Origin of the sequence: Streptomyces sp., from assembly GCF_035645055.1 — a bacterium.
Taxonomy (GTDB): domain Bacteria; phylum Actinomycetota; class Actinomycetes; order Streptomycetales; family Streptomycetaceae; genus Streptomyces.
Window position 1 is genome coordinate 37,145 of record NZ_DASQNH010000096.1, and the last position, 26,948, is coordinate 64,092.

Consider the following 26,948-nt stretch of genomic DNA (forward strand, 5'->3'; position numbering starts at 1 on the left):
GTGTCCGGCCGATGACTTAAGTAATTGCCTGGAGTGCAGATGGACTTAGCGTTCGCCGAGCTGGCACTTGCGGCACTGGGCGGCGCCAGCGGAAGCCTAAGCGAAGCTGTCGTGACGGATCTCTGGCAGCGCCTCCGGAGCCGCTTTTCCAGCGACGACCAAGCCATTGCCGTCCTGGACACGCGAAATAGCAACGATCAGGCTGCCGTCGCCCTACTTGGTGAGGCGCTGCGCCGCGAGGCTACAGCCGACCCGGATTTCCGACGTGAGATGGAGGATTGGGTGTCCCTCCTCGCCCAGCCTAAGGGCGCCGTCATCAACACCGTGCGGGATTCCCACGGTCTGAATGCGCCCGGAGCAACGTTCAACGGCGAGGTGCACATGCCCTTCGGGCAGTCCGAGCAGGCACGATGACGACGAACCCGTCCGAGTCCGCTCGCCACGCGACAGCGAACAGCGTCATGGGCTCCACGGGTCTCAACGCTCCGGGGCAGTTTTCCACGATGCGGTCAACATCAACGCAGTGACGCGTCTTGCCGCCCCTACCCCATCCCTCCAAGAGCTGCTCGCACTCGGCTCCGTGGAGGCCCCTTACGGCAGGCTCCCGGAGGCCGTGCTGGGCCGTGACGCAATCCTCACGGTCCTAAAACAGACCGTGGACGATCCACGTATCCAAATCCTATGCGGGATGGGCGGTGTGGGGAAGACCACGGTCGCCCTGAGCGCAGCTGAGCTGGCCAAGAGGGCAGGGGCCGAGGTCTTCTGGATCCAGGCCGGATCCGCGGCAGCCGTGGCCGACGGGATGCGGCACGCGGCCCTCATCGCAGGGGCCCCGGCCGAGCACGTGGTCCACGCCTGGGAAAAGGGCGGACGGCCGGCAGCCGATCTGGTCTGGCACTATTTGGCGAACATGGACCGCCCGTGGCTGCTCGTCTTCGACGATGCCGACGATCTCGACGTACTCTCCTGCCCAGGCGCCGCGCTGTCCGATGCCACGGCCTGGGTCAGAGCGCCGATCGGCAAATCACATGGTGTCCTCGTCACCACGCGCGACGGCAACAAGCGATCTTGGGGCAACCGGATCGCACGCTTCCACCAACTTGAGGTTTTGGAACTTGAATTCGCAGCCCAGGTCCTCCAAGAACGGGCTCTCGCGGCAGGAGATGCGGACTCCGCCAGGGCCTTGGCCGACCGCCTCGGCTCCCTGCCGCTCGCACTGCACCTAGCGGGCACATACCTGGCAATGGCGCACGGCGATCCACTGGCCGAAGCGCAGACCTTTGCCGAATACGCCGACGTACTCGACGGCTCTCCGCTGTTCCTTGACGATGCGACCGAGGGCGTGCACGGGGATCTGCGCAACGAGGAAGCCCGGGCGCGCCGAACCATTGCCGATACGTGGGAACTATCCCTATCTCTCCTCGAACGGCAGGGCACAAAGCATGCCCGTGGCTTGCTCCAGTTACTGTCCTGCTTCGCCCCGACGGCCTCGCTGCCGAACGCTCTGCTCGCCTGTTCCGTCATTGCCGCTCTGCCGATGTGGCCCGCGAAACTTCCACCCCGAGTAATCAGATCTGCCATGAGCGGTCTTCGCAGGTTCGGCCTCATCGGGGTCAACACAGGTTCGACGGAACCCGCCTATCAGATCCATCGGCTCGTGGCTGAGGTATCGGTCGCCCCACTCCTCGCGGAGCCCAGGGAGTACCGAGAGGTATGGCACTCGGCTGCCGATCTGCTGGTGTCAGCCACCCCGTACATGGAGGATCCGCGGGATCCGAGCTCCTGGCCGGCCTGGCAGGGACTCATCCCGCACTGGCAGGTGACACTCCAACGGCTGCCGCAATGGGGTACCGCAGCCGATGACCGTCTCAACGGCGTGTTGATCGGTGCCGGAGTCACCGTTTCTTACCTCCATTTCCGGGGCGAATACGCGGCGGCCTGCGAACTGGCGGACGAAGCATTGGAGCGCGCGGAGTCCGCAGAGGCCGCCCCCTGGGTCAGGGTGAACATCCGCAGGCACCGGGCCATCGCAGTCGAGGAGATGGGAGATCTGACGGCGGCGGAGTCCGAACTTGACCTCATTGCGGAGGAGTGCGTCAGGCAGTTCGGGGAGGACGACCCCACCACCCTGACCGTGCGCTACCAGCGGGCGAGAGTGGCGTGTCAGCGCGGGAAGCTCAAGGAGGCGGAGCGCGAGTACGACGAGGTGATCCGCCATGAAACCCGGCTGTTCGGCGCAAAAGCGGCCACTACGTTGCGTTCGCGGCACGGCCGTGCGATCTGCATCAGGGGCATGGGCCGCCTGAGTGAAGCGGCGGACGAGGGAAGGCTGGTGCTGGAAGGACTGCGAGCCGAGCTGGGAGAGAAGCACCCTGACGTCCTCGAAGCCCAGCACGAATTCGCGATTTCGCTGCGAGATCAAGGTCAGAACGACCGTGCAGCGGAGGTCTTCCGGCAAGTCCTCGACCTGGAAGAAGAGGTTCTCGGAGTCGAGCACCCGTCCGCGCTGATCACTCGCGCGAACCTGGCCACCACCCTCGTCCTACAACAGGAGTTCACCGCAGCAGAAGCCGAAGTTCGGGCCGTGCTGGACGCTCGGACACGCATCCTGGGACCCGACCATCCCGAGACACTCGACGCGCGTCACAGTATGGCCATGCTGCTTACACAGCAAGGGGAGCTCGACGCGAAGAGCGCTGCGGCGGTCTTCGCCGAGCTAACCGACGCGCAGACAAGGCAGCTCGTCGACGACCACCCCAACGTGTTGGCAGGTCGTAACAGTCGTGCCGCGGCACTCCGCTCTTTGGGTGAACTGGCCGAGGCGGAATCGGAGTACAAGTCGATCTTGGGTTCGACGACTGCACGCCATGGGGAGCATCATCCAGTCACGCTCAATGCCCACTACGAGTGGGCCATGGCCTTGGGGTGCGTCGGGCGAACGGACGAGGCCGTATCCGAGGTGCGTAACGTCCTGGCCCTTCAGAAAATCGTGCTCGGCAGCTCCCACCGCAACGTCGCCAGTGTCCGGGCATCGCTGGGCACGCTTCTACTGCAACAGGGACGCCTTGCCGAAGCCGAAGAGCAGTTGCAGCAAGCGCTGAATAGTCTGCCGGAGGGTGACGGGGGGCGTCTGGATGTCCGGCACGATCTAGTGACGGTGTTGCACGCGCGTGGGAGGCTGCGAGAGGCCATCCGCCAACTGCGGGAGATCGCCGACGAGCAACGGCAGAAGTTGGGACCCGCACATCCCGACACGATTACCACTCGCAACAGTCTCGGGGTCGCGCTGAAAGACTTCGGGAGGCTCGATGAGGCAGCTTCCGTCTACCGCGAGGCACTCAGAGACGCGGCCCGCAAGCACTCCGACGAGCATCCTTTGGTGTTGACGCTACGACACAACCTCGCCGTCATTATGCGCATCCAGGGAGATCTCGACGAAGCAGAGAAGGAACACTCACGAATCCTGAAGATCCAGGAACGTAGGTACGGGCTTGAGCATCCCGAGACGCTCACCACTCGGCTTTCCCTCGCCCGCATTCTCGATGACAGGGGATCCGCCACGGAAGCCGAAGCCTCGTTCAGGGAAGTTCTGTCGGTATGCACCCGCGTCCTGGGGCCTGATCATCGAAGGACCCTGTCCGTTCAGGGCAACTTTGCATATCTGCTAGCCGATCAGGAGCGTTTCTCTGAAGCGGAGGAAGAGTACCGCGATGCACTGTCTGCGTGCCTGAAGGTCCTCGGAGACGATCATCCCGAGACACTGACAAATAATCACAATCTGGCCATGGCCCTGGGGAACCAAGGGAAACTCGCAGAGGCCATCCCCCGTTTTCGTGACGTTTTGGAGCGTCGGGACCGCACTCTGGGGCCTCACCACCCGGAGACGCTGATAACACGCAAGAACCTCGGTGAGGGTCTGAGCAGGGCAGGGCAGCTGACAGAGAGCGCTGCTGAGTTCAAGAGAGTGGCGGACGGTTGGGCACGGACGCGCGGTGCAGACCACGACTCAGTCTGGGACGCACGCTACCGTCGAGCTCAGCTGCTGTGGGAAGCCGGACAGCCACATGCGGCGCAGGAGGAGCTCGAAGCTCTGCTGGACCACGCCCTGGAAGTCCGGCCGGATGGGGATCCACGTATCACTACGCTGCAACGGGTGCTAATGGCCGTCCGTGCCGACGATGGCGATTTCTAGCGTCAGGAGCTAGCGATCCTCACGCCAGGGGCAGAGCAGTCCGCACACAGTCCGCAGGACACACAATCGGGACCGTCGCATCCCATCGCCAGCAAACGGTAAAGGCCAAGTCAGCGACGTGCAGCGATCATCGCTGCACGTCACCGACCCGGCCCATTACTAGGAGACCAAGAAGGCCTGACTCAAGGGCCTGGCTCTCGACCCGCGCCCGGTGCACCATCGCAGGTCACCGGGCATTCCAGGGGGGCCGGTCGGAACACCGACCGGCCCCCCTTCGGTGTTCGCTAGCATCGAACGCAGCGGCGGACCGACGCCGAACGGACGCGCAGGACGGGGGGCTTCACGCGTGACCGCCTTGAACGACGGTGCCGACGGAATCGACGGAGTCGACGGGGCCGGCGGAATCGACGGGGCCGGCGGAATCGACGGGGCCGGTGGGGTCGACGGTCCCGGCACCGCCCGCCGGCCGCTGGACGCCGACCGGGTCAAGCACCTGGAGTTCATCCAGGCGACCATCACCCGCCTCGGCACCAACTCGTTCCTGATCAAGGGCTGGGCACTCACGCTCGGCGCGGGCTTCCTCGCGCTGTCGGCCGGCCAGAAGAGCGGGACGGTGGCGGGCGCCGGGGTGGTGCCGCTGCTGTGCTTCTGGTTCCTCGACGCGCACTTCCTGCGCCAGGAACGGCTCTACCGGCGGCTCTACGACGCCGCTCGCCGCCCGGACAGCACGGTCGAGGTGCTGTCCATGGACGTACGCCCGTTCCGCCCGGACGTGCCGCTGCGCCGCGCCGTCCTGTCCGACACCCTCGCCCTGTTCTACGGCGCGCTGGTCCTCACGGTCCTGGCGCTCGTCGTCGTCCTGAGCTGAGACCGGCGGCTCTGAGCCGCCCCGCCAGCTCGTCCAGGGCCGCCTCGTCGCGGGGCGCCTCGCGCGGTGGCCAGAAGTCGCCCATGGCGTCGCCGGAGTGACGTGGCACCAGGTGGACATGGGTGTGGAAGACCGTCTGGGTGGCGGCCCGCCCGGCCGAGTTGATGACGTTCATGCCCTCCGGGGCGAGGACCGAGCGCAGGATCCCGCCGACCGCCAGCACGGCGTCCATCAGCCGTCCCACCTCCGCCCCGGTCATCTCCCACAGATCCGCCGAGTGCGCCCGCGGCACCACCAGGGTGTGCCCCCAGGTGGCCGGGGTCAGCGGGAAGAACGCGACCGTGTGGGCGTCCTCGTGGACGATCCGGGCACGGGTCGGGTCGGCGACGACGGCGCAGAAGGCGCAAGGTTCCACCGGGACTCCTCTCCTCGGGTCGCGCGGGAAATTCGTGCGGCCCGTGCGGTGTTTGCCCCTACGATCGCGCGCATGACCATCCGCTGGACATACGCCTTCATCGACCGCCCCGCGCCCGCCCTGGACCGGGCCCGGGACTTCTGGACAGCCGTCACGGACACCCGGCTGTCCGCGCCCCGGGGCGACAGCGGCGAGTTCGCCACGCTGCTGCCCGGCGGCGGGGCCGACGCCTGTGTGAAGGTCCAGGAGGTGGACTCCGGGGACGGCGGAGCCCATCTCGACTTCGCCGTGGAGGACGTCCGGCGGTTCGTCGACGGCGCGCTGCGGCTGGGCGCGCGGACCGTCGCCGACCACCAGGACTGGGCCGTGCTGGAGTCGCCCGCCGGGCAGCCGTTCTGCGCCGTCCCCTGGGACGGGGAATCGGTCCGGCCGCCCGTGGTGCGCGGCAGCCGCCTGGACCAGGTGTGCGTCGACGTCCCGCCGTCGCGCTACGACACCGAGGTCGCCTTCTGGAGCGCGCTGCTGTCCGACTGGACGTCCCGGCCCGGATCGCTGCCGGAGTTCCACGCGGTGGTGCCGCCGGCCGGGCTGCCGGTGCGGGTGCTGCTGCAGCGCCTCGGCGACGAGCGACCGCTCTCCGCCCATCTGGACCTCGCCTGCGCCGACATCGAGGCGACCCGCGCGGACCACGAACGGCTCGGCGCGGTGGCGGTGACGGTGGGCGCCCACTGGACGGTGCTGCGGGACCCGGCGGGCGGCACGTACTGCCTGACGGGCCGGGACCCGAAGACGGGTGCCCTGCCGGGCGCTGTCTAGCCGGAGGCGGTCTGGATGTCGTCGGCGCCGTCCAGGACGGGCCGGATCACCACCGGCAGGTCGGCGACTCCGTCCGGACCGGGGCAGCGGGTGACGCGTTCGGCGATCTCCGTGACCCGCTCCAGGTTCGCGCAGTCCAGCAGCCAGTAACCGGCCGGCAGCACCTCGGCCACGTCGTACGGATCGTCGGCGATCACCGTACGGCCGTCCGCGCCCCGGGTGACCAGCCGGGTGCGGGCGGGTTCGGCCAGACCCTGGGCGTCGACCAGCTCACCGGTCCCGGCCAGCTCGGCGTTGATCGCCCCCATGTACGCGTACATCGCCTTCAGATCGTCCTCGGACCACACGGGGGCGTGCGGGGAGGCCTGGCCGCGCATGCTCGCGTAGTCCGCCTGGGTGCCCTGCACGACGACGAGGTACTTCATGGGCGCGCTCCTCTGTGCGGATGGCGATCCAGGGCCCGGGCTCAGGGCCCTGAGCCCGGGCTCTCTCCGGGGTTCCGGTTCGGCTGTCGGGCGGGGCCGGCGTGCCCGGCGTGCCGCGCCTCTCCGGTGGGCGGTGCGGGCCCGGGCCGCTCGGCGGCGGCTTTCGCGCCCTGGTGGGCGGAGGCCTCGCACACGGGGTTCCGGCACGGGCCCGCCACCCAGGTCGGCACCCATGCGCCCAGCGTCTTGTGCCGCCGGACGACCGTTGCGACGGGCTGTCCGCAGACCGGACAGGCGTGCTCTTCGCTGTCCATGTCCTCAGGGTAGGACGGCAGACGGCCACGCGCTTCTCGCCGTACGCCCGCGCCTCACCGCTTCCGGGTGTACGTCCGCACCACGACGCCGTTGCGCAGGCCGCGCACCGACTCCAGGGCGAACTCGGTGACGGCGAAGCCGGAACCGAACATCGGCATGCCCGAGCCGTACACGAGGGGGTACGTCTTGATCACGATCTCGTCGACCTCGTCGATCAGCTCGCCTGCGATCTGCGCGCCGCCGCACAGGTAGATGCCGAGGGGGCTGTCCTCCGCCTTCAGCGCGCGCACCCTGCCGACCAGGTCGTCGGCGATGATCTCGACGTTCGGGTCCGGGGACACGGTGAGGGTGCGGGAGGCGACGTACTCGCGCAGATGGGCGTACGGGCTGGTGATGCCCTCCTTCAGCGCCAGGTCGTAGCTGGCACGGCCCTGGATGATGGTGTCGAACCGCTTGTTGGGGAGGTCGTCCATGCCGAACCCGCGGCGCCCGTGGGTCGGCATGGTCTCCGGATACTCCTCTTTGACGAACGCGAGGAACTCCTCGTCGATGAAGCGGAACATCGACGACGCGTCGCCCTCCGGGTCCCCGATGAACCCGTCGATCGAGCAGGCGATGAAATACGTGAGCTTTCGCAAGCCGGTCTCTTTCCGTAGGCTGTAACGACCACTCCAGTTGTAGTACTCCGGCTGTAGTGGTTGCAAGGCTTTTTCGGAAGCGGGGAAAAGTGGGAGAGGAAGTTCCACATGGCCAGCAACCCTGAGCGCCGCGCCGCCCTCGTGGACGCCGGCATCGAGGTACTCGCGCGTGAGGGGGCGCGCGGCCTCACGTTCCGCGCGGTGGACGCCGAGGCCGGGGTGCCGGTGGGCACGGCCTCCAACTACTTCGCCGGGCGCGACGATCTGCTGCGCCAGATCGACGCCCGGGTGCACGCCCGGCTGGCACCCGATCCGCAGGTGCTGGAGGGGCTGATGCGGGCGCCGAAGGACCGGGCCCTGGTCACCGCACTGATGCACGACCTGATCGGCCGGGTCACCCGCGACCGCACCGGTTATCTGGCGCTGCTGGAACTGCGACTCGAAGCGACCCGCCGCCCCGGACTGCGCGAGTCGTACACCAAGTCGGTGCGGGCCCAGCTGGAGTACGGCATGGAGTTCCACCGCGAGGCTGGCCTGCCGGGCGGCGACACCACGGTCGTCGTGCTCTACCTGGCCATGCTCGGGCTGCTGGTCGAACAGGCCACACTCCCCGGCGTACTGGACGGCGTCCTGGCGGGGACCCCCGTCCCCGACGGCCTGGTCGCACGCATCGTGTCGACGGTGGTGCCGGAGGGGTAGCGGAGGCCTGGCCGCTCCCGACCGAGGCCCGGGCGGCCACCCGGCCCGAGCCTGGGACGTCGGCCCCCGCGGCCCACGGGTGGGCCGCACAGACGACCACCACTCGACGTCCTAGCCGCCCCTCCCCCTCCCCCCGGATCAGTTGCGCGGCTCGCGCCACATCGGCCACATCGTGGGGCCGTCGGGCAGTGCCAGCACACGGTCGGCCAGCACGGTGAAGCCGAGCCGTTCGTACAGCCGGCGGCTGTCGGCGTTGCTCGCCTCCAGGTAGGCCGGCAGGCCCTCGCGGTCACAGCGGTCGAGGACCGGCATCATGAGCGCGGTACCCAGGCCCTCGCCCCGGCGCTCCGGCGCCACCCCGATCATCCAGAGGTACTCGTGGGCGCGGTCGGCGGGATGGATCTCCTCGGTGAGCCGGCCGATCAGTTCCACCCGCTCGTTCACGGGGTCGACGGCCGCCCGGACCTGGGCGGGGCCGTCGTCGTCGGGTCCGGCACCGGCCGGGTCGGCCGCCGGTACCGACAGCCAGAGCGCGCAGGCCGAGCCGTCCTCGGTGACGTCCACCCGCCCGGCGGCGAGCACGATGTCGGTGAAGGCGGCCATGAGCTTGTGGTGGCTCCTGCGCAGATGCGCGTCACCGGGGAAGACCCAGCGGCTGACCGGGTCTTCCCGGAACGCCTCGTCCAGCAGCCGGACGACCAGCTCCCGGTCCCTCTCCCCCGCCGCCCGGATGGCCACATCCATGTCCCGCCCCTTTGCCTCAACCCGCCGAGCCCGTACGGCTGTTGAGCGTAGCCGGTGGCCGGGCGGGCCAGAGGGAGGGGCGGGTCCCGCACACCGTGGGGAAGTGCGGGACCCATGACCGGAGCTCCCGGCCGCCACGCGGGGTCAGGAACCGCGCGGTGCCGGGCGCTCCGGGGTCTAGGCGGTGCGGCGGGTGACGAACTCGGCGAGGGCGAGGAGGCCGCCCGCCGCCTCGGGTTCCGGGACGGCACGGGCCAGTTCCTGCACCGCCCGGGCCATGTGATCGGCCGCGTGGACCTGGGCCCAGTCACGGCCGCCCGCCCGTTCCACGGCGAGCACGGTGGCCTCCAGGTCCCCGCCGTCGTACGGCGCCCGGTACAGCTCGGCCAGTTCCGCCGCCGCCGGGGTGCCGGAGGCCAGCGCGGCGACCACCGGCAGGGACTTCTTGCGGGCGGCGAGATCCGCGCCGGCCGGTTTGCCGGTGCGGCTGGGATCGCCCCAGATGCCGATCACGTCGTCGATCAGCTGGAAGGCGAGCCCGGCCTCCCGGCCGAACGCGTCCAGCGCTTCGACGTCCTCGGCGGGCGCCCCCGCGTACAGCGCGCCCAGCGCGCACGCGCACCCCAGCAGCGCCCCGGTCTTGGCCTCGGCCATGCCCAGCACCTCGTCCAGGGCGACCTCGGCGGGGTCACGCCGCTCCAGCGCCGTGTCCGCCTGCTGGCCCTCGCAGAGCTCGACCACGCAGGCCGCGAGCCGGGCCGCCGCGGGCGCCGACGCCGGGTGCGGGTCCTCGGCGAGCAGCCGCAGGGCGAGTGCCTGGAGGGCGTCACCGGCGAGGATCGCGGCGGAGTCGCCGAACACCGTCCACGCGGTGGGGCGGTGCCGGCGGGTGGTGTCCCGGTCCATCACGTCGTCGTGCAGCAGCGTGAAGTTGTGCACCAGTTCCACCGCCGCGGCGGCCCGTACGGCCGCCGCCTGGGCAGCCGGGCCGCCGAGCGCGGCGGCCGCCGCGAGGACGAGGGCGGGCCGGATGGCCTTGCCCGCGTTGCCCGCCGCCGGGGTGCCGTCCGCGTGCTCCCAGCCGAAGTGGTAGCGCGCGACCCGGCGCATCACACCCGGCAACGACTCCACGGCCGCGCGCAGTGGGGGGTCGACCGACGCCCGGGTGCGCTCCAGGATCACCGCCGCCTCGTCCCCGGCGAACCGGCCCGGCCCGCTGACCGTGCCCGTATCCGGGCGCGCACCCGTGTCCGTGTCCGTGTCCGTCGCGATGGAACTCCGCCTTTCGCGCGTGTCGGTGCCCCGGTGCGAGGCCGCAGGGCGCGGACCGGGGACGTCGCCGCGCGTCCCGGCGCGGCGCGGCTTGGCCTGCGTCGTGGACTCGGTCACGGGCTCCCCCTCGCGGGCCGCGCGGACGGTGGCGTGTCCGCTCCGGACAAGCGCGTACCCGGAGGATGTACCCGCCCGGCGGGGCGGGGACACGGATCCGCGGTCAGGAGGGTCACTGCCAGCGACCGATCTCGACGTTCTCCAGGACACCGAGGGCGTCCGGGACGAGGACGGCCGCCGAGTAGTACGCCGTCACCAGGTACTTGATGATCGCCTGCTCGTTGATGCCCATGAACCGCACCGACAGGCTCGGCTCGATCTCGTCCGGGATGCCGGACTGCCGCAGGCCGATGACCCCCTGGTCGGCCTCGCCGAGACGCATCGCGATGATCGAGGTCGTGCGGGCCTCGGTGACCGGAATCTTGTTGCACGGGTAGATCGGTACGCCCCGCCAGGTGGGGATGCGGTTGCCGCCGATGTCGATCGTCTCCGGCACCAGGCCCCGCTTGTTCAGCTCGCGGCCGAACGCGGCGATGGCGCGCGGATGGGCGAGGAACATCTTGGTGCCGCGCCGCCGGCTCAGCAGCTCGTCCATGTCGTCGGGGCTGGGCACGCCGTCGTGCGGCTGGATCCGCTGGTCGTACTCGCAGTTGTGAAGCAGACCGAACTCGCGGTTGTTGACCAGCTCGTGCTCCTGGCGCTCCTTGAGCGCCTCCACGGTGAGCCGGAGCTGCTGCTCGGTCTGGTTCATCGGCTGGTTGTAGAGGTCCGCCACGCGCGTGTGGATACGCAGCACGGTCTGGGCGATGCTCAGTTCGTACTCGCGGGGCCGGGCCTCGTAGTCGACGAAGGTGTGCGGGATGTCCGGCTCACCACTGTGGCCGGCCTCCAGGTCGATCGCCTTCTCGCCGTACTTGTTGGTGCGCTGCTGGGGCAGCGAGCGCAGCTGCTCCAGGTGGCCGCGGAGGGTTTCGGAGCGCTCGGCGATCTGCTCGAAGTGCTGCCGGGAGAGCACGAGGACGGTGCAGGGAGTGATCGCGCGGGCCGTGTACTCCCAGATGGCGTCCCCGTCGAGGAGTGCCTGGTCGCCCAGGTAGGAGCCGTCGGCCTGGACGCCCAGGCTCTCGTCCTCACCGTAGGGGCCGGTGCCGACCTTCTCGACCCGGCCGTGCGCGACCAGATAGACGGCGTCGGTCTGGCTGCCGAAGGAGGCGATCACCTCGCCCGCGGCGAACTCCCGCTGCTCGCAGCGCCGGGCCAGCTCGGTCAGCACCTCCTCGTCCCCGTACGACCGCAGCGCGGGCAGTTCGCCGAGTTCCGCGGGGATGACCTCGACGCGGTCACCTGTCTTCACAAAGGTGATGCGTCCGTCGCCCACCGCGAAGGTCAGCCGCCGGTTCACCCGGTACGTGCCGCCTTGTACGTCCACCCAGGGCAGATTGTGCAGCAGCCAGCGGGAGCTGATCTCCTGCATCTGCGGCACGGACTTGGTGGTGGTGGCCAGGTTGCGCGCGGCAGCGGTGCCGAGGCTCTGCTGCGGCCTGCCCTGCTCCGTGCGTACCTCTTCGCCTACCGACATAGGAAAATTGCCCTCCCGGTCATGCCTGGCAGCGATCTGCGCCGGGCACCGATCTCGCGATCTCCCGACCAAGCTTTCCATCACGCAAAGTGGTCGTGCTATTACCCGAAAGAGCGGGAATGGATCATCGCGGACTGGGCATACAGAGGGAACCTTTCCCGGGTCTGTGCGGTCGCGCGGGTACCGGAAGCGAGCCGTCCGGACGGGTCGCGCGCTGCACGGCTCGCGCGCTGCGCGGACCCAGGGGTCCGTGGGCCCCCTCCACGGCGTGATGCTGCCCCACACGGTCACCCGGGGGCAGCGAGCAGACCGTGGAACCGTGCCGGAAGGACCACGCGGACCTGCCGGGGCCGCTGTGCCCACGGTGTCATCACCAAGGACGGCACCGTCCATCTGGTCGGCCACGGCCGGGCCGACCACGCCGGTCCGGCGACGGCGACGTCCTGCGCGCGGTGATCGCGGAGAAGGCGCCGCCGCGCGACAACCGAGGCGAACACGGACGGCCGAGGCGGATCCGGACGGGAACCGCCACTTCTACGGCTTGGAGTGCGAGAAGCTTGCCGGCCTCGCCGACGACGAGGACCCCTGGCCCGAGACCCGGCTGGAGGCCATCGAGCGGGCCGCCGCCGCGATCTGCCGCCACCACCGGTGGACGGAGCGGTCGGTCATCGGGCACAAGGAGTGGCAGCCCGGGAAGGTCGATCCGCGCGGCTCACCATGGAGTCGATACGCGAGCGGATCCGGGACCGGCTGGAGTGAGGTCGCGGGGACGGGGCTGACCTGCGGGGCGACAATGGTGCGGTGACCAGCAACGACGCCCTCGCCGCCCTGCGCCCGAGGCTCCCCTCGCCCGTGCAGGAGGTGCGGGACGACCGGTTCGCCCGGCACGGCGTACGGCTGCTGCTCAAGCGGGACGACCTCATCCACCCCGACCTGATGGGGAACAAGTGGCGCAAGCTCGCGCCCAATCTCGCGGCGGCGGACGGCCGGCCGATCGTCACCTTCGGCGGCGCGTACTCCCACCATCTGCGCGCCACCGCCGCCGCGGGCCGCCTGCTCGGCCTGCCCACCATCGGCGTGGTGCGCGGTGACGAACTGGCCGACCGCCCCCTCAACCCCTCCCTGGCCCGCTGCGCGGCCGACGGCATGCGGCTGCACTTCATCGACAGATCGACGTATCGCCACAAGACGGATCCGGCCACTCTCGCGCGGGTTCTCCGCACGGTCGGCGCCGACGAGGCCTGTGTCGTCCCGGAGGGCGGCAGCAACGCCCTCGCCGTCCGCGGCTGCCGGGCTCTCGGCGAGGAACTGCGCGGGCGGGCCGACGTGGTGGCGGTGGCCTGCGGCACCGGGGGCACACTGGCCGGGCTGGCTGCGGGTGTGGCGCCGGACCAGCGGGTGCTGGGGATACCCGTGCTCAAGGGGGGCTTTCTCGGCGACGAGATACGGGCGTTGCAGAAGCGGGCGTTCGGCGGGCCGCGGGGCGACTGGTGGCTCGACGAGCGGTTCCACTTCGGGGGGTACGCCCGGACCACCCCCGAACTCCATCGGTTCGCCGAGGAGTTCGAGAGCCGGCACGGGATGGGCGTGGAACGTCTCTATGTCGCCAAGATGCTGTACGGCCTTGTCGCCCTGGCGGACGAGGGCGCGTTCGCGCCGGGGACGGTGGTGGCCGCCGTGATCACCGGCGCCCCTCAGCCGTGATGTCAGGCGGTCCCGGTCTTCGGCTGGTCCGGTTTCGCCGGCGCGGCGGCCGCCGCTGTCGTGGCCGTGGCCGTCCCCGGGTACGGCGGTGGGCTGCTGGACCGCTGCGGCGTGGCGGGCGCGCCCGGGAACGGCGGCGGGCTGATCGGCCGTCCGCCGCCGTTGACCGCCGCGAGCAGGGCCGCGATGGCGCTCTGCTCGTCCAGCCCGTGCAGGTCCTTGCGGACTCGGGTGGCGAGCATCGGGGGGATGTCGCGGTTGGTGAGCGGTTCGATGGCGAGCGGGATGATGCGGTCACGGCGGGCGACCACGGCGGACCACTCATCACCGGTCCACCTGCCGCGCTCGAAATAGGACTTGGAGAACAGCGCCACGACCGCGTCGGCCTGTTCCAGTCCCTCGTCCATCCGCTGCACGAAGTCGTCGCCGGTGCGCCAGTCCCACACGTCGAGCATGACCTGGTGGCCGTTCGCCTCCAGGTGGTACCCCACCCATTCGGCCCAGGAGCGGTCCACGCCCGCGTAACTGATGAAGTACCGCTGTGTGGTGCCGCTCACCGCGCCCCTCCGAGTCGCCAAGTGCCGCTCACATCCTGCGTTCCGCGCTTCCCAGGTATTCCACGATCGCCGCGGCTCCGCAGTTCCCGCGTACCGGGCTCAATGATCCCCCCTCTCGCCGGTGGGCGCACGGGTCGCCTCGGATCACGTGGCCTCCCGGTACGCCGCCGCCTCCTCCAGGTCCAGCCGGCGCAGCAGGGTCCGCAGCATCTCGTCGTCGATGTGGCGCAGGTCCCGCAGTTTGACGAAAACCGCGCGCTCGGCGCCGATCATCTCCCGCGCGAGCCGTCGGTAGGTGTCGTCGGCGGTCTCCCCGGTGATCGGATTGGGCTGGCCGAGGCGTTCCCACACCGCGTTGCGGCGGCGTTCCAGGACGGTGCGCAGCCGGTCGGCGAGCGGCTGCGGGAGGGCGTTGCGTTCGTCCGAGAGGAGTTCACCGAGGCGCTGTTCGGCAGCGCGGGAGGCCTGCGCCTGGGCGTTGGCCTCGGCCAGGGTCTCGGCCTGCGGGTCGCGGCCGGGCAGGCGCAGCAGGCGGATGAGCGGCGGCAGGGTGAGGCCCTGGACGACGAGGGTGCCGATGACGGTGGTGAAGGTCAGGAAGAGGATGAGGTTGCGGCCGGGGAAGTCCTCGCCGTGCACGGTCATCGGGATGGAGAAGGCGATGGCCAGGGAGACCACGCCGCGCATCCCGGCCCAGGAGATGATGAACGCCCCCTTCCAGGTGGGGTTGTCCTCCCGCTTGCGGATCCGCGCGGACAGGGCGCGGGGCAGGAACGTCGCCGGGTAGACCCAGACGAACCGCGCGACGACCACGACGAGGAAGACGGCGACCGCGTACCAGGCGGCGACCGCGCCCTCGTAGTCCCCGAGGCCGCGCAGCACCACGGGCAGCTGGAGTCCGATGAGCGCGAACACCGACGACTCCAGGACGAAGGCGACCATCTTCCACACCGCCTCCTCCTGGAGGCGCGTCGCGAAATCGACCTCCCACGCGCGGTGGCCGAGATACAGGGCGACGACCACGACCGCGAGGACTCCGGAGGCGTGCACCTCCTCGGCGACGGCGTACGCCGCGAACGGGATCAGCAGGGAGAGCGTGTTCTGCAGCAGCGCCTCCTTGAGGTGGGTGCGCAGCCAGTGGATCGGCACCATCAGCAGCACTCCGATGCCGATGCCGCCGACCGCCGCGAGCAGGAAGTCGCCGACACCCTCGGCCCAGGTGGCGCCCTCGCCGACGGCCGCGGCGAGGGCCACGCGGTAGGCGGTGATCGCGGTGGCGTCGTTCACCAGGGACTCGCCCTGGAGGATGGTGGTGATCCGGGAGGGCAGTCCCACCCGGCGGGCGATCGCCGTGGCCGCGACCGCGTCCGGCGGCGCCACCACGGCACCCAGCACCAGCGCGGCGGTCAGCGGCAGCCCCGGCACGATCAGATAGGCGGCCCAGCCGACGGCCACGGTCGCGAAGAGGACATACCCCACCGAGAGCAGGGCCACCGGCCGCAGTTGGGCGCGCAGATCGAGGTACGAGCTGTCGGTGGCCGCGGTGTGCAGCAGCGGGGGCAGCAGCAGCGGGAGGACGATGTGCGGGTCGAGGGCGAACTCGGGGACTCCCGGAACGGACGAGACCGCAAGTCCAACCGCGACCAGCAGCAGCGGTGCCGGCACCGGGGTGCGGCGGCCGGCCGCGGCGATCACGGCGCTCCCGGCCACCAGCAGCAGCAGGGGCATCACGTCCATGGCTCTCGCCCGCCTTCGTTTTCCGCGCGGTCATCCGCACACCCGTCGTAATCTGGCAATCATGAAACAGTGCACGCATGCCGACGCGCTGCCGCACCCGGAACCTTCCGCGCTGAGCGAGACCTGTCCGGAGTGCCTGGCGGCCGGCACGCATCCGGTACAGCTGCGCCTGTGCCTCACCTGCGGTCACGTCGGCTGCTGCGACTCCTCACCGGGGCGGCACGCCACCGAACACCACGAAAAGTCGGGCCACCCGGTGATGCGGACGTTCGAACCGGGTGAGAATTGGCGTTGGTGCTTCGTCGACCACGTGCTGGTGTGACCCGCTCGTGACCCCGGCTCCGGAGGCTCGGATCCGGACGGTTCGAGCGTCTGACGCCGGGGTACGTCAACCCGGCGCCCCCTGTTCCGAATTGGGTCCGCCCACCCTCTAGCCACTGTGCGTATTCATGTGTTTACTATGAGTGACAGCAGGGGGTTGGGGTCCCGGGGCAGGAAAATCGAGAGCGCGGTAGCGTCACCGCTGAACCACACATCGCGTTACCCCGGGGGGCGACCCTCGGCCCCGTATAGCTTGTACCACCTTGGAGGTGAGGGTGTCCCAGATCGCAGGCGAGCCCGCGACCCAGGACTTCGTCGAAGTCCGGCTGCCGGCCGCGGGTGCCTACCTGTCGGTGCTGCGGACGGCCACGGCCGGCCTCGCGGCCCGTTTGGACTTCACCCTCGACGAGATCGAGGACCTGCGCATCGCGGTGGACGAGGCCTGCGCGATCCTGCTTCAGCAGGCCGTGCCCGGCTCGGTGCTCAGCTGTGTCTTCCGGCTCGTCGACGACTCGCTGGAGGTCACCGTCTCCGCGCCCACCACGGACGGTCACGCCCCTTCGCGCGACACCTTCGCCTGGACCGTGCTGTCCGCCCTGGCGGGCAAGGTCTCCTCCGCCGTGGATGACGACAAGACCGTGTCGATCAGCCTCTACAAACAGCGCGGCGCGGGACCCGGGCCGGCGTGAGGAACGGGGACGGGCCGGTGCGGGACGAAGAGCGCGGCACACGGGAGCTGCCGGCCGAGGGCACGGTCCGGCCGGCCGGACCGGACGGTCCGGCGGGTGCGGGCGGCCCGGACGGCCCGAGCGGTTCCCGACGCATGGCGGACGGCATCGACGGCATCCCCGAGCAGGCCCGGCCGCACCCGGAGGAGGACTCCCCTCGGGCGGACTTCCCCGGCGACGGGCGGCGGGATCAGGACGGTGCCGTGCAGGGCGCGCCTCTGGAGCGGCGGAACGGGGGCTCCCCTGTCCGGGCCGAGGCGCGGGCTCGGGGAAGGGCGACGGGCGGGACGATGAGCGAGCACGAGCGAAATTCCGAGGACGACGCGGTGGCCGCGCGGGGCGCGCCTCCCGTGCAGCGCCACGACCCTCAGGACCGCAGCGGGGCCCGCGCCCTGTTCGTCGAGCTGCGCTCGCTGCCGCAGGGCAGCCCGGAGTACGCGGAGCTGCGCAACCGGCTGGTCCGGATGCATCTGCCGCTCGTCGAGCACCTCGCGCGCCGCTTCCGCAACCGGGGCGAGCCGCTGGACGACCTCACCCAGGTCGCCACCATCGGCCTGATCAAGTCGGTCGACCGCTTCGACCCGGACCGCGGCGTGGAGTTCTCGACGTACGCGACCCCGACGGTCGTCGGCGAGATCAAGCGGCACTTCCGCGACAAGGGCTGGGCGGTGCGGGTGCCGCGCCGGCTCCAGGAGCTGCGGCTCTCGCTGACCACGGCCACGGCGGAGCTGTCACAGCTGCACGGCCGCTCCCCCACGGTGCACGAGCTGGCCGAGAAGCTGGCGATCTCGGAGGAGGAGGTCCTGGAGGGCCTGGAGTCCGCCAACGCGTACTCCACGCTGTCCCTGGACGTCCCCGACACCGACGACGAGTCCCCGGCGGTCGCGGACACCCTGGGCGCGGAGGACGAGGCGCTGGAGGGCGTCGAGTACCGGGAATCGCTCAAGCCGCTCCTGGAGGACCTGCCCCCGCGCGAGAAGCGGATCCTGCTGCTGCGGTTCTTCGGCAACATGACCCAGTCGCAGATCGCGCAGGAGGTCGGCATCTCGCAGATGCACGTCTCCCGGCTGCTGGCGCGCACGCTGGCGCAGCTGCGGGAGAAGCTCCTGGTGGAGGAGTAGCGCCCGGTTCCGGCGCGACCGCCGGACGTGGAACTACTTCTCGGCGTTGCCGGGCCCGCGGATCCCGAGGGCCCGGGTGGTCTCGGCGTTGATCAGCAGCACGAGCGCGGCGACGGCGACGACGGCCAGGGCGATCCCCGCCGGAATGGACATGCTGTCGGCCTGGAGCAGGTTGTAGGCCACGGGCAGCGCCATGATCTGAGTGATGATCGCGGGCCCCCGGCTCCAGCTGCGCCGGGCCAGCAGGCCCCGGGCCGCGAGCAGCGGCAGCAGCGCGAGCACGATCAGGGTGACGCCCCCGGTGACGGCCTGCTGACGGTCGTCCGGCTCTCCGGTCAGCCCGAGGGCGAGCATCCAGACACCGCCCACCACCAGCGCCAGGCCCTCGAGCGCGGCCAGGGCCGCCGCTGCGGTCAGCCGGACAGGACGCGGGCCCGCCTGGTCGGCGGTCTCAGGGCTGGGGTTCTGCGCAGGGCTCACCCTTGCAGGGTAGCGGCCGGGGCGCGGCCCCCGTGGGCGAGGTGCGGCGGACCGCGCGGAACCACGAGGTCCGGACACCTGTGGGGCCGGCCGGGCACGCGCGCGGGCCGGGTATGCGCCCTTACTCCCTTCACGCCCCCGTGTCGAGGTTCACGCCGGGAACTCTCACGCGATCCCCACTCCGGTCTGGGCCAGGTACCCCCCAGTAGGTACGCTGCCATCCATGCGTGCACTTCTCGTGGTCAATCCGGCGGCAACCACCACAAGCGCACGTACGCGCGATGTCCTGATCCACGCGCTCGCGAGCGAGATGAAGCTGGAGGCCGTCACCACCGAGTACCGGGGTCACGCACGTGACCTCGGCCGGCAGGCGGCGCAGAGCGAGGACATCGAACTGGTCGTGGCCCTGGGCGGTGACGGAACGGTCAACGAGGTCGTCAACGGCCTGCTGCACGCCGGCCCCGAACCCGACCGGCTGCCCGGCCTGGCCGTGGTGCCCGGCGGCTCCACCAATGTCTTCGCCCGCGCGCTGGGCCTGCCCAACGACGCCGTGGAGGCGACCGGCGAGTTGCTGGACGCGCTGCGCGAGGGCCGGGAGCGCACGGTCGGGCTGGGGCTGACCTCCGGAACCCCGGGCTCGGAGGACGAGGCCGTCCCGTCACGCTGGTTCACCTTCAACGCGGGGCTGGGCTTCGACGCGGGCGTGGTCGGCCGGGTCGAGCAGCAGCGCGAACGCGGCAAGAAGTCGACGCACGCCCTCTACGTCCGCCAGGTGATGCGCCAGTTGCTCGGCGAGCCGCACCGTCGGCACGGCACGATCTCCCTGCAGCGGGACGGCGAGGAACTGGCGACGGATCTGGTGTTGTCCATAGTCTCGAACACCGCCCCATGGACGTTCCTCGGCAATCGCCCCATGTATGCGTCGCCTAAGGCGTCGTTCGACACAGGCCTCGACGTATTCGGTCTCAGCCGCCTGTCCACGGCCTCGGTTGCCCGGTATGGCACCCAGTTGCTCACTTCGTCCCCCGAGCGTGGACCCCGGGGCAAGCACGCCGTGTCCCTGCACGATCTGACCGAGTTCACCTTGCATTCGAAGGTGCCTCTGCCCCTCCAGATGGACGGTGACCACCTGGGGCTGCGTACGAGCGTGACGTTCACAGGCGTACGCCGTGCACTGCGTGTGATTGTGTGAGCAGAAGGGGCTAAAGTCCTTTCACTCGAACGTTTAGGCCAGGATCCACCCCATGGAAGTACGGCTGTGACCTAGTCGACACCGAGGAATCAAAAAAAACTTTCCAGAAGGGGTTGTATCCGCCGCTGAGGTTTGCGAGTCTCTACGTGGCGATCGGGACGGCCCGCAGGAACGGCCCCCACAGATCACCGGAACCCCTCCTCAAACCAAGGACCACGCCAGAGAACCTGGCAGTCGGCCCTTCACTTGTTGAGGGATTCGTGAAAGCGTTCACATTCACAAGCAACCTGCACGTAATACCAAGGAGAGGTAGCAGCCATGGACTGGCGTCACAACGCCGTTTGCCGCGAGGAAGACCCCGAGCTCTTCTTCCCCATCGGCAACACCGGTCCTGCGCTGCTGCAGATCGAGGAAGCCAAGGCCGTCTGCCGTCGCTGCCCGGTGATCGAGCAGTGTCTGCAGTGGGCGCTCGAGTCCGGTCAGGACTCCGGCGTCTGGGGTGGTCTCAGCGAGGACGAGCGCCGTGCGATGAAGCGCCGCGCCGCCCGCAACCGGGCTCGTCAGGCCTCCGCCTGACGCACCCACCCCGCTGACAGCCTGAGCTTGGCGGCGCGTACAGCGAGTACGCAACTCCCGCCCCCGAGCACGCAGCGCGCAGTACCCCGATGCGCTTAGCAAACGAGCAGAGCAGCAGCGAGCACTGGCCTCGGACCGATCAAGGTCCGGGGCTTTTTGCTTTCCCGGTGGCTGCTTCTGTGGCTGCTTCTGGCGTCACTTCTGCGCCCGCACCGGAATGTCCAGTATCACCTGAGTCCCGCGCTCCGGGGCCGGGACCATGTCGAAGGTGCCGCCCAACTCCCCCTCCACCAGCGTCCGTACGATCTGCAGGCCCAGGTTGCCGGAGGTGCGCGGGTCGAAGCCGGGCGGCAGGCCGACGCCGTCGTCCTGGACGGTGACCAGGAGCCGGGCCTCCTTCGACGTGCCGCCACGGACCGCCGAGACCTCCACGGTTCCGGTGTCGCCCTCGCGGAAGCCGTGTTCCAGGGCGTTCTGCAGCACTTCGGTCAGCACCATGGACAGCGGGGTGGCGACCTCCGCGTCGAGGATGCCGAAGCGGCCGGTGCGCCGGCCGGCGACCTTGCCCGGGGAGATCTCGGCGACCATGGCCAGGACCCGGTCGGCGATCTCGTCGAACTCCACCCGCTCGTCCAGGTTCTGGGACAGCGTCTCATGGACGATCGCGATCGAGCCCACTCGCCGTACGGCCTCTTCGAGCGCCGCGCGGCCCCGTTCGGAGTCGATCCGCCGGGCCTGGAGGCGCAGCAGGGCCGCCACCGTCTGGAGGTTGTTCTTCACCCGGTGGTGGATCTCCCGGATGGTGGCGTCCTTGGTGATCAACTCGCGTTCACGGCGGCGCAGTTCGGTGACGTCCCGCAGGAGCACCAGCGAACCGATGCGGGTGCCCTTGGGCTTGAGCGGGATCGCCCGGAACTGGATCACCCCGTCCTTGGCCTCGATCTCGAACTCGCGCGGCGCCCAGCCGCTGGCGACCTTGGCCAGCGCCTCGTCCACCGGTCCGCGGGTGGGGGCCAGTTCGGCGGTGGTCCGGCCGAGGTGGTGGCCGACCAGGTCGGCGGCGAGGCCCATGCGGTGGTAGGCGGAGAGGGCGTTCGGGGAGGCGTACTGGACGATGCCGTCCGCGTCGAGCCGGATCAGCCCGTCGCCCACGCGGGGCGAGGCGTCCATGTCGACCTGCTGGTTGGCGAAGGGGAAGGCGCCGGCCGCGATCATCTGGGCGAGGTCGGAGGCGGACTGGAGGTAGGTCAGCTCCAGGCGGCTCGGGGTGCGCACGGTGAGCAGGTTGGTGTTGCGGGCGATGACGCCGAGGACGCGCCCTTCCCGCCGTACGGGGATCGACTCGACCCTGACGGGGACCTCCTCACGCCACTCCGGGTCGCCCTCGCGCACGATCCGGCCCTCGTCGAGCGCCACGTCCAGCATCGGGCGGCGGCCGCGCGGGACCAGGTGGCCGACCATGTCGTCCTGGTAGGAGGTCGGGCCGGTGTTGGGTCGCATCTGGGCGACCGAGACATAGCGGGTGCCGTCGCGGGTGGGCACCCACAGGACGAGGTCGGCGAAGGAGAGGTCGGAGAGCAGCTGCCACTCCGAGACCAGCAGATGCAGCCACTCGAGGTCGGAGTCGTCGAGGGCGGTGTGCTGGCGGACCAGTTCGTTCATGGAGGGCACGGGTGCGAGCGTACCCGGGGGTTTGTACGGCACTGAAATGTGCGGCCCTGGGCGCCGCTGTACGGCCCTGCGCGGGCCCGGAGACACCCGCGGGCCGCGGCGCCTGGGAGGGACCCTCAACCCTCCCGGCACCGCAGCCCGGAGCAATATCGGCCGTGGGGTGTGCGGTCCCGGTCGGCCGAAGGATGAGGAGCCGGGGCAGTCAGGGCAGAGAGCTCCGGTTCCTCGGTCCGTCTTCCTGTGCGGGGAAGACGGATGCTTGTCCCGACGCATGGTCCCGTCGTTGCGGGACTGCCGCACAGTGAGTTCCATGACGGCGGTCTGCAACGATTGTGGACTAGACCACTCCGCGTGTCCATGCGTGGGAAGCTGCTTGTTGTCGGAAGACCAGGCGGCACGGGGCCGACAGCCGATTTCCGGCCTTGGGAAGCCTAACCCGCCCCGGTCATCCGCGGGACCAAACAGCCATGGCAATTTCGGCGAGCGCTTCGAGCTCCGCGCGGCTCGCGCCGTCGCGCGCCTGCTGGGACATGCCCTGGATCATGGCCCCGGTGTGCCGGGCGAGCGCCGCCGCGTCGGTGCCGGGCGGCAGCTCCCCGGAGGCGATGTCGGCTCTTATCCGGCTTTCGAACGCCGCGATGCCGGCGTTGCGGCGCTCACGCAGGGACTGCTCGACCTCCGGGGTGGTGCAGTTGGTCGCCGCGTGGACGACGAGGCAGCCGTGCGGGCGGCCGGGCGCGGTGTACTCGACGGCGGCCTCGCGCAGGGTGCGCTCGACGGCGGCCCGGGCGGTGGGCTCCTCGGCGAGGGCGCGCCCGACGAACGAGCCGTACCGCGCGCCGTACACCTGCACGACCTCGTCGAAGAGCGCCCGCTTGTCACCGAAGGCGGAGTAGAGGCTGGGGGCGCCGATACCCATGGCGCGGGTGAGGTCGGAGACGGACGTGGCCTCGTACCCGTGCTCCCAGAAGGCCATGATCGCCTTCTCCAGGGCGGTCTCCCGGTCGAAGGAGCGGGGCCGGCCGCGACCTCGGGTCCCGGCGGCCTGGGCGGTCCGCGCCGTGTTCTCCTGCGTGCTCACCATGGCGCCCATTTTATAGCGGCCACTAGACAAATGACAGCGGTGTGCTCTACGGTCTTTTCTGTAACGACCACTAGCAAATATGGAGGGGGCGTCGCCATGGGCGCGCTGAGCGGCAGGACGGCACTCGTCACGGGGGCGAGCAGGGGGATCGGGCGCGGGATCGCCGAGCGGCTGGGGCGCGACGGGGCGCGGGTCGCGGTGCACTACGGCACGAGCGAGACGGCGGCGAAGGAGACGGTCGCGGCGATCGAGGCGGCCGGCGGCTCGGCCTTCATGCTCGGCGTGGAGCTGGGACGGCCCGGGGACGCCGAAGCGCTGTGGGCCGAGTTCGACCGGCACGCGGACGGCGTGGACATCATCGTGAACAACGCGGGGATCGGCACGGCGTCGGCGCTGGCGGACATCGACGAGGCCGAGTACGACCGGGTGTTCGCGGTGAACGTGAAGGCGCCGCACTTCATCGTGCAGCGGGGCCTCGGCCGGCTCCGCGACGGCGGCCGGATCATCAACATCTCCTCAGGCCTCGCCCGCACGGCTGTGATGCCGGACAAGATGGCCTACGCGATGACGAAAGGCGCCCTGGACGTCTTCACCCGGGACCTGTCCAAGGTGCTCGGCCCCCGGGGCATCACGGTGAACTCGGTGGCTCCCGGCATCATCGACACCGACAACACGGCCGAGCTCCTCAGCACCGAGGAAGGCCGGGCGCAGGCCGCGGCGATAGCGGCTCTGGGCCGGGCGGGCACCCCTGCGGACGTCGCCGATGTGGTGGCGTTCCTCGCCTCCGACGGCGGCCGGTGGATCACGGGCAGCTGGGTGGACGCGACGGGAGGGTCGCTGACCTGAGCCGGGAAGAGCCGGAGAGCGCCAGGGCCGGATTCACTGATCCGGCCGGGGACGTCCGTGTGGGGGCCGGTGGAGTGGCGGTCATGAGGCCTCCGGAGGTGGCATGGGTGCGGCTCCCATTCCACTCCGCCACACGTCGGCGCGCCCGCTCACGGCGGGTCCGCGGGGCAGAGCGGGGGACGGCCGAACGGGCGGTCGCTGGTGCCGGTTCAGCGGTCGGACGAGGCGTTGCCGGACGGGGCGGGCCGGGCGCCCCCTACGGTTCCTCACTCGTGCCGATCCCCCGGGTTCATCCCGTCGCCACACTGCCGTCGACCGGCCCTCGAGACCTGGGACGGGCACCCCCGCTCTGTTAGATTGGTCTAAACCACATGGCCCCCTTCGGGTGCCTTCGAGTCCCCTCTTCAGATCGGCAGGCCCAGCGTGGAAGTTGTCATCGTTCCGGACGCACAGGCCGGCGGCGAGCTGATTGCCGAGGCCCTGGCTCAGCTGCTCCGGCGCAAGCCCGACGCCCTGCTCGGTGTGGCCACCGGCTCGACGCCGCTGCCCATCTACCAGGCCCTCACGGCCAAGGTGCGCTCCGGGGCCGTGGACGCCTCGCGGGCGCGGATCGCCCAGCTCGACGAGTACGTGGGGCTGCCCGCGTCGCATCCGGAGTCGTACCGTTCCGTGCTGCGGCGCGAGGTGCTGGAGCCGCTGGGGCTGTCGATGGACGCGTTCATGGGGCCCGACGGTGAGGCGGAGGACGTCCAGGCGGCCTGCGAGGCGTACGACAGGGCGCTTGCCGAGGCCGGCGGGGTGGATCTGCAGCTGCTCGGGATCGGCACCGACGGGCACATCGGGTTCAACGAACCCTGCTCCTCCCTCGCCTCGCGCACCCGGATCAAAACGCTGACCGAGCAGACCCGGATCGACAACGCGCGCTTCTTCGAGGGCGACATCGACCAGGTCCCGCACCACGTCATCACCCAGGGCATCGGGACGATCCTGGAGGCACGGCACCTGGTCCTGCTGGCCACCGGGGAGGGCAAGGCCGACGCCGTCGCCGCGACGGTGGAGGGGCCGGTCGCCGCGGTGTGCCCCGCCTCCGCGCTCCAGTTGCACCCGCACGCCACGGTCGTCGTCGACGAGGCCGCGGCGTCCAAGCTGAAGCTCGCGGACTACTTCCGGCACACGTACGCCAACAAGCCGGAGTGGCAGGGGATCTAGCGGTACCGCTCGGCGGGGCCGGCCGGTCGGGTGGCGGTCAGCAGCCATGCCGTGCCGCGCAGCCGGAGCGTGCCGTGCGTCTCGTACGGCCGGAGCCGGTCGACGAGGCGACCGCGGACGCGGTCCCGGGTGCCGGGGCCGACGCGCCCGAGGAGGTGGCGGCCGGGGCCGGAGTCGAGCAGGAAGCCGGCCGCTTCCTGGGCGTCGCTCCCCCAGGTGCCGTACGCCTGGACGTGCTCGGCGCGCACGTCCGTGAAACCGGCGGCGGTGAGCAGCCCGGTCGCGGTGCCGGCGTCGGCGAGCGAGAACATCCCCGGCCCGCCGGGCGCGCCGAAGCCCTCCATGGGCAGGAGGTCGTCGAGCGCGGCGAGGGCCCGCAGCCACTCGTTGCCCTCGGGTTCGGCGGCGCACAGGAAGGCGACGCGTCCGCCGGGGCGCAGTGCGGTCGCGATGTTGGCGAACGCGGCGACCGGGTCGGCGAAGAACATGATGCCGAAGCGGCTGATCGCCACATCGTGGGCGCCGGGGGCGAAGGGGTGGACCTGGGCGTCGCCGTGTTCGAAGGCGATGTTGGCGAGTCCTTCCCGGGCCGCCCGGGTCCGGGCGCGTTCCAGCAGGGGGGCGGAGAGGTCCACGCCCAGGGCGTGACCGTCCCGGGGCGAAGCAGCGCCCCCGGCCTCCGCCGCGGCCGCGCGGGCGGCGAGGCGGGTGGTGGCACCGGCGCCGCAGCCGATGTCGAGGACACGGTCGCCGGGCCGGATGGCGGCGGCGTCGAGCAGGAGCTGGTTGAAGCCGGCGTTGACGGCGTCCCAGCGGTCCTGATGGGCGGCCCAGTGGGCCCCTTCGTAGCCGTTCCACGCCTGTGCCTGGGCGGTGTTGGCGATGCCGTGCATATGAGGTGACCTCCTGCGGGAGTCGTCGGCACCCTAGGATGGGCGCGCGCCCAAATGTATGGGCACGCGCCCGTACTGGCAATGGGCAGGTGCCCATACCGGCACGGGCCGACCGGCCTTTCTCGGGAGGGATTCGATGTCACCGCGTGGAGTAGCGATTCCGGATCTGCGGGAGCGGCTGTTCGACGCCGCGGAACGGGTCGTCGCCCGGGACGGCGCCGCCGCCCTCACCAGCAGGGCGGTCACGAACGAGGCGGGCTGCGCCAAGGGAGTGCTGCACACCCACTTCGCGAGTCTGGACGAGTTCGTCGCCGACCTCGTGCTGGACCGGTTCGCGCGCGCCTCGGCCGTGGCGGAGGCGCTGCCGCCCCGGGCGGGCACGGGTACGGTGGCCGAGAACCTCATGGCGGTGGCGTCGGCCGTGCTGTCGCTGGACCCCGGCGTCGTGGGCCTGGCCGTCACCCGTCCCGCCGCCTCGCAGCGGATCCGCGAGGCATGGCGGACGGGCGCCCCCGGATTCGGCGTGGTCCAGGAGTCGGTCGAGGACTATCTGCGGGAGGAACGGCGGCTGGGGCGGATCGCGGCGGGAGCCGATCCGCAGTCCGTGGCACTCGCCCTGGTGGGGACGCTGCATCACCTGCTGATGACGGACGGGGCGGGCGGATCGGACGCGCGGGACCGTGTCGAGCGGCTCGTCCACGCCCTCGTCACCGTGCCCGCGCCCTGACCCGGCCACGCCGCCGGGTGGGCACCGGTCGCGCCCCCCCACGCGGAAAGGCTCCGGCCACCTCTCCAGGTGACCGGCGCCT

The 26,948-nt window shown here is 70.7% G+C and carries 26 protein-coding genes and 1 pseudogene; 15 read left to right on the forward strand and 12 right to left on the reverse strand.

Annotation, left to right across the window (positions count from 1 at the left end; genetic code table 11):
• Positions 1-39 precede the first annotated feature (39 nt).
• From VE614_RS30485 to VE614_RS30495, 3 genes are all read left to right on the forward strand, one after another.
• Positions 40-414, forward strand: a complete 375-nt coding sequence (locus VE614_RS30485) for a hypothetical protein (RefSeq protein ID WP_324944441.1) — start codon at positions 40-42, stop codon at positions 412-414.
• Positions 347-4,192, forward strand: a complete 3,846-nt coding sequence (fxsT, locus tag VE614_RS30490; protein WP_324944444.1) for an FxSxx-COOH system tetratricopeptide repeat protein — start codon at positions 347-349, stop codon at positions 4,190-4,192. Before VE614_RS30485 ends, fxsT begins: the two co-directional genes overlap by 68 nt.
• Positions 4,193-4,538: 346 nt before the next feature.
• Positions 4,539-5,060 (forward strand): hypothetical protein, encoded by a 522-nt coding sequence (locus tag VE614_RS30495; protein ID WP_324944447.1) that lies wholly within the window; start codon positions 4,539-4,541, stop codon positions 5,058-5,060.
• On the opposite strand, the gene VE614_RS30500 is transcribed toward VE614_RS30495, so the two are convergent.
• Positions 5,026-5,475: an HIT family protein gene (locus VE614_RS30500; RefSeq protein ID WP_324944449.1), complete on the reverse strand. Its 450-nt coding sequence runs from the start codon at positions 5,473-5,475 to the stop codon at positions 5,026-5,028. The genes VE614_RS30495 and VE614_RS30500 overlap by 35 nt on opposite strands.
• A 72-nt stretch (positions 5,476-5,547) precedes the next feature.
• Between VE614_RS30500 and VE614_RS30505 the strand changes: the two genes are divergently transcribed.
• Positions 5,548-6,291, forward strand: coding sequence for a VOC family protein (locus VE614_RS30505; protein WP_324944451.1), 744 nt, complete (start codon positions 5,548-5,550; stop codon positions 6,289-6,291).
• Here the strand turns inward: VE614_RS30505 and VE614_RS30510 are convergent.
• Both VE614_RS30510 and VE614_RS30520 read right to left on the reverse strand, forming a co-directional pair.
• A complete protein-coding gene (locus VE614_RS30510; RefSeq protein ID WP_324944454.1) occupies positions 6,288-6,716 on the reverse strand; it encodes a hypothetical protein in 429 nt (142 codons plus the stop codon). The genes VE614_RS30505 and VE614_RS30510 overlap by 4 nt on opposite strands.
• A 368-nt stretch (positions 6,717-7,084) precedes the next feature.
• Entirely contained in the window at positions 7,085-7,669 is a 585-nt protein-coding gene (locus VE614_RS30520; protein WP_324944458.1) for a dihydrofolate reductase family protein, read from the reverse strand.
• Positions 7,670-7,777: 108 nt separating this feature from the next.
• Here VE614_RS30520 and VE614_RS30525 point away from each other — a divergent pair, with 108 nt between their 5' ends.
• Complete coding sequence (locus VE614_RS30525; RefSeq protein ID WP_324944461.1) at positions 7,778-8,368, forward strand: TetR/AcrR family transcriptional regulator; 591 nt, start codon at positions 7,778-7,780, stop codon at positions 8,366-8,368.
• A gap of 138 nt (positions 8,369-8,506) precedes the next feature.
• On the opposite strand, the gene VE614_RS30530 is transcribed toward VE614_RS30525, so the two are convergent.
• The 3 genes from VE614_RS30530 to VE614_RS30540 form a co-directional block, all read right to left on the reverse strand.
• Positions 8,507-9,112, reverse strand: a complete 606-nt coding sequence (locus VE614_RS30530; RefSeq protein WP_324944465.1) for a GNAT family N-acetyltransferase — start codon at positions 9,110-9,112, stop codon at positions 8,507-8,509.
• 177 nt (positions 9,113-9,289) lie between these two features.
• Positions 9,290-10,384: a family 2 encapsulin nanocompartment cargo protein polyprenyl transferase gene (locus VE614_RS30535; RefSeq protein WP_324944573.1), complete on the reverse strand. Its 1,095-nt coding sequence runs from the start codon at positions 10,382-10,384 to the stop codon at positions 9,290-9,292.
• Between the two features lie 229 nt (positions 10,385-10,613).
• Positions 10,614-12,020 (reverse strand): family 2B encapsulin nanocompartment shell protein, encoded by a 1,407-nt coding sequence (locus VE614_RS30540; protein WP_324944468.1) that lies wholly within the window; start codon positions 12,018-12,020, stop codon positions 10,614-10,616.
• A gap of 100 nt (positions 12,021-12,120) precedes the next feature.
• Here VE614_RS30540 and VE614_RS30545 point away from each other — a divergent pair.
• Both VE614_RS30545 and VE614_RS30550 read left to right on the forward strand, forming a co-directional pair.
• Positions 12,121-12,779 (forward strand): annotated as a pseudogene (locus tag VE614_RS30545) (N-acetylmuramoyl-L-alanine amidase).
• A 42-nt stretch (positions 12,780-12,821) separates the two neighbouring features.
• Entirely contained in the window at positions 12,822-13,724 is a 903-nt protein-coding gene (locus VE614_RS30550; RefSeq protein ID WP_324944470.1) for a 1-aminocyclopropane-1-carboxylate deaminase/D-cysteine desulfhydrase, read from the forward strand.
• A gap of 2 nt (positions 13,725-13,726) precedes the next feature.
• Here the strand turns inward: VE614_RS30550 and VE614_RS30555 are convergent, their stop codons facing one another.
• Together VE614_RS30555 and VE614_RS30560 are read right to left on the reverse strand one after the other, a co-directional pair.
• On the reverse strand, positions 13,727-14,281 hold the full coding sequence (locus tag VE614_RS30555; RefSeq protein ID WP_414719669.1) for a toll/interleukin-1 receptor domain-containing protein: 555 nt from the start codon (positions 14,279-14,281) through the stop codon (positions 13,727-13,729).
• A 144-nt stretch (positions 14,282-14,425) separates the two neighbouring features.
• A complete protein-coding gene (locus tag VE614_RS30560; protein WP_324944473.1) occupies positions 14,426-16,018 on the reverse strand; it encodes a Na+/H+ antiporter in 1,593 nt (530 codons plus the stop codon).
• A gap of 61 nt (positions 16,019-16,079) precedes the next feature.
• Between VE614_RS30560 and VE614_RS30565 the strand changes: the two genes are divergently transcribed.
• The 3 genes from VE614_RS30565 to VE614_RS30575 all read left to right on the forward strand — a co-directional run bounded on the left by VE614_RS30565 (position 16,080) and on the right by VE614_RS30575 (position 18,188).
• Entirely contained in the window at positions 16,080-16,340 is a 261-nt protein-coding gene (locus VE614_RS30565; RefSeq protein ID WP_086168698.1) for a UBP-type zinc finger domain-containing protein, read from the forward strand.
• 274 nt (positions 16,341-16,614) lie between these two features.
• A complete protein-coding gene (locus VE614_RS30570; protein ID WP_015657891.1) occupies positions 16,615-17,028 on the forward strand; it encodes an anti-sigma factor in 414 nt (137 codons plus the stop codon).
• A 17-nt stretch (positions 17,029-17,045) separates the two neighbouring features.
• Positions 17,046-18,188, forward strand: a complete 1,143-nt coding sequence (locus VE614_RS30575) for an RNA polymerase sigma factor SigF (protein WP_324944480.1) — start codon at positions 17,046-17,048, stop codon at positions 18,186-18,188.
• A 33-nt stretch (positions 18,189-18,221) separates the two neighbouring features.
• Here the strand turns inward: VE614_RS30575 and VE614_RS30580 are convergent, their stop codons facing one another.
• Positions 18,222-18,668, reverse strand: a complete 447-nt coding sequence (locus VE614_RS30580; protein WP_324944483.1) for a hypothetical protein — start codon at positions 18,666-18,668, stop codon at positions 18,222-18,224.
• A 223-nt stretch (positions 18,669-18,891) separates the two neighbouring features.
• Between VE614_RS30580 and VE614_RS30585 the strand changes: the two genes are divergently transcribed.
• Positions 18,892-19,860, forward strand: coding sequence for a diacylglycerol/lipid kinase family protein (locus VE614_RS30585; protein ID WP_324944486.1), 969 nt, complete (start codon positions 18,892-18,894; stop codon positions 19,858-19,860).
• A 318-nt stretch (positions 19,861-20,178) separates the two neighbouring features.
• Positions 20,179-20,436: a WhiB family transcriptional regulator gene (locus VE614_RS30590; RefSeq protein ID WP_003992873.1), complete on the forward strand. Its 258-nt coding sequence runs from the start codon at positions 20,179-20,181 to the stop codon at positions 20,434-20,436.
• Positions 20,437-20,631: 195 nt separating this feature from the next.
• Here the strand turns inward: VE614_RS30590 and VE614_RS30595 are convergent, their stop codons facing one another.
• Both VE614_RS30595 and VE614_RS30600 read right to left on the reverse strand, forming a co-directional pair.
• A complete protein-coding gene (locus tag VE614_RS30595) occupies positions 20,632-22,098 on the reverse strand; it encodes a PAS domain-containing sensor histidine kinase (RefSeq protein WP_324944577.1) in 1,467 nt (488 codons plus the stop codon).
• Between the two features lie 454 nt (positions 22,099-22,552).
• Positions 22,553-23,191 carry a TetR/AcrR family transcriptional regulator gene (locus tag VE614_RS30600; protein ID WP_324944489.1) on the reverse strand — a complete coding sequence of 213 codons (639 nt, stop codon included), beginning with the start codon at positions 23,189-23,191 and terminating at the stop codon, positions 22,553-22,555.
• 96 nt (positions 23,192-23,287) lie between these two features.
• On the opposite strand from VE614_RS30600, the gene VE614_RS30605 reads away from it, so the two are divergent.
• Together VE614_RS30605 and nagB are read left to right on the forward strand one after the other, a co-directional pair.
• Positions 23,288-24,037: an SDR family oxidoreductase gene (locus VE614_RS30605; protein ID WP_324944492.1), complete on the forward strand. Its 750-nt coding sequence runs from the start codon at positions 23,288-23,290 to the stop codon at positions 24,035-24,037.
• Positions 24,038-24,460: 423 nt separating this feature from the next.
• Entirely contained in the window at positions 24,461-25,246 is a 786-nt protein-coding gene (gene nagB / locus VE614_RS30610) for a glucosamine-6-phosphate deaminase (protein WP_324944494.1), read from the forward strand.
• Here the strand turns inward: nagB and VE614_RS30615 are convergent.
• On the reverse strand, positions 25,243-26,139 hold the full coding sequence (locus VE614_RS30615; protein ID WP_324944497.1) for a class I SAM-dependent methyltransferase: 897 nt from the start codon (positions 26,137-26,139) through the stop codon (positions 25,243-25,245). The genes nagB and VE614_RS30615 overlap by 4 nt on opposite strands.
• 136 nt (positions 26,140-26,275) lie before the next feature.
• Here VE614_RS30615 and VE614_RS30620 point away from each other — a divergent pair, with 136 nt between their 5' ends.
• Positions 26,276-26,866: a TetR/AcrR family transcriptional regulator gene (locus VE614_RS30620; protein WP_324944500.1), complete on the forward strand. Its 591-nt coding sequence runs from the start codon at positions 26,276-26,278 to the stop codon at positions 26,864-26,866.
• The last annotated feature ends 82 nt before the right edge of the window (positions 26,867-26,948 follow it).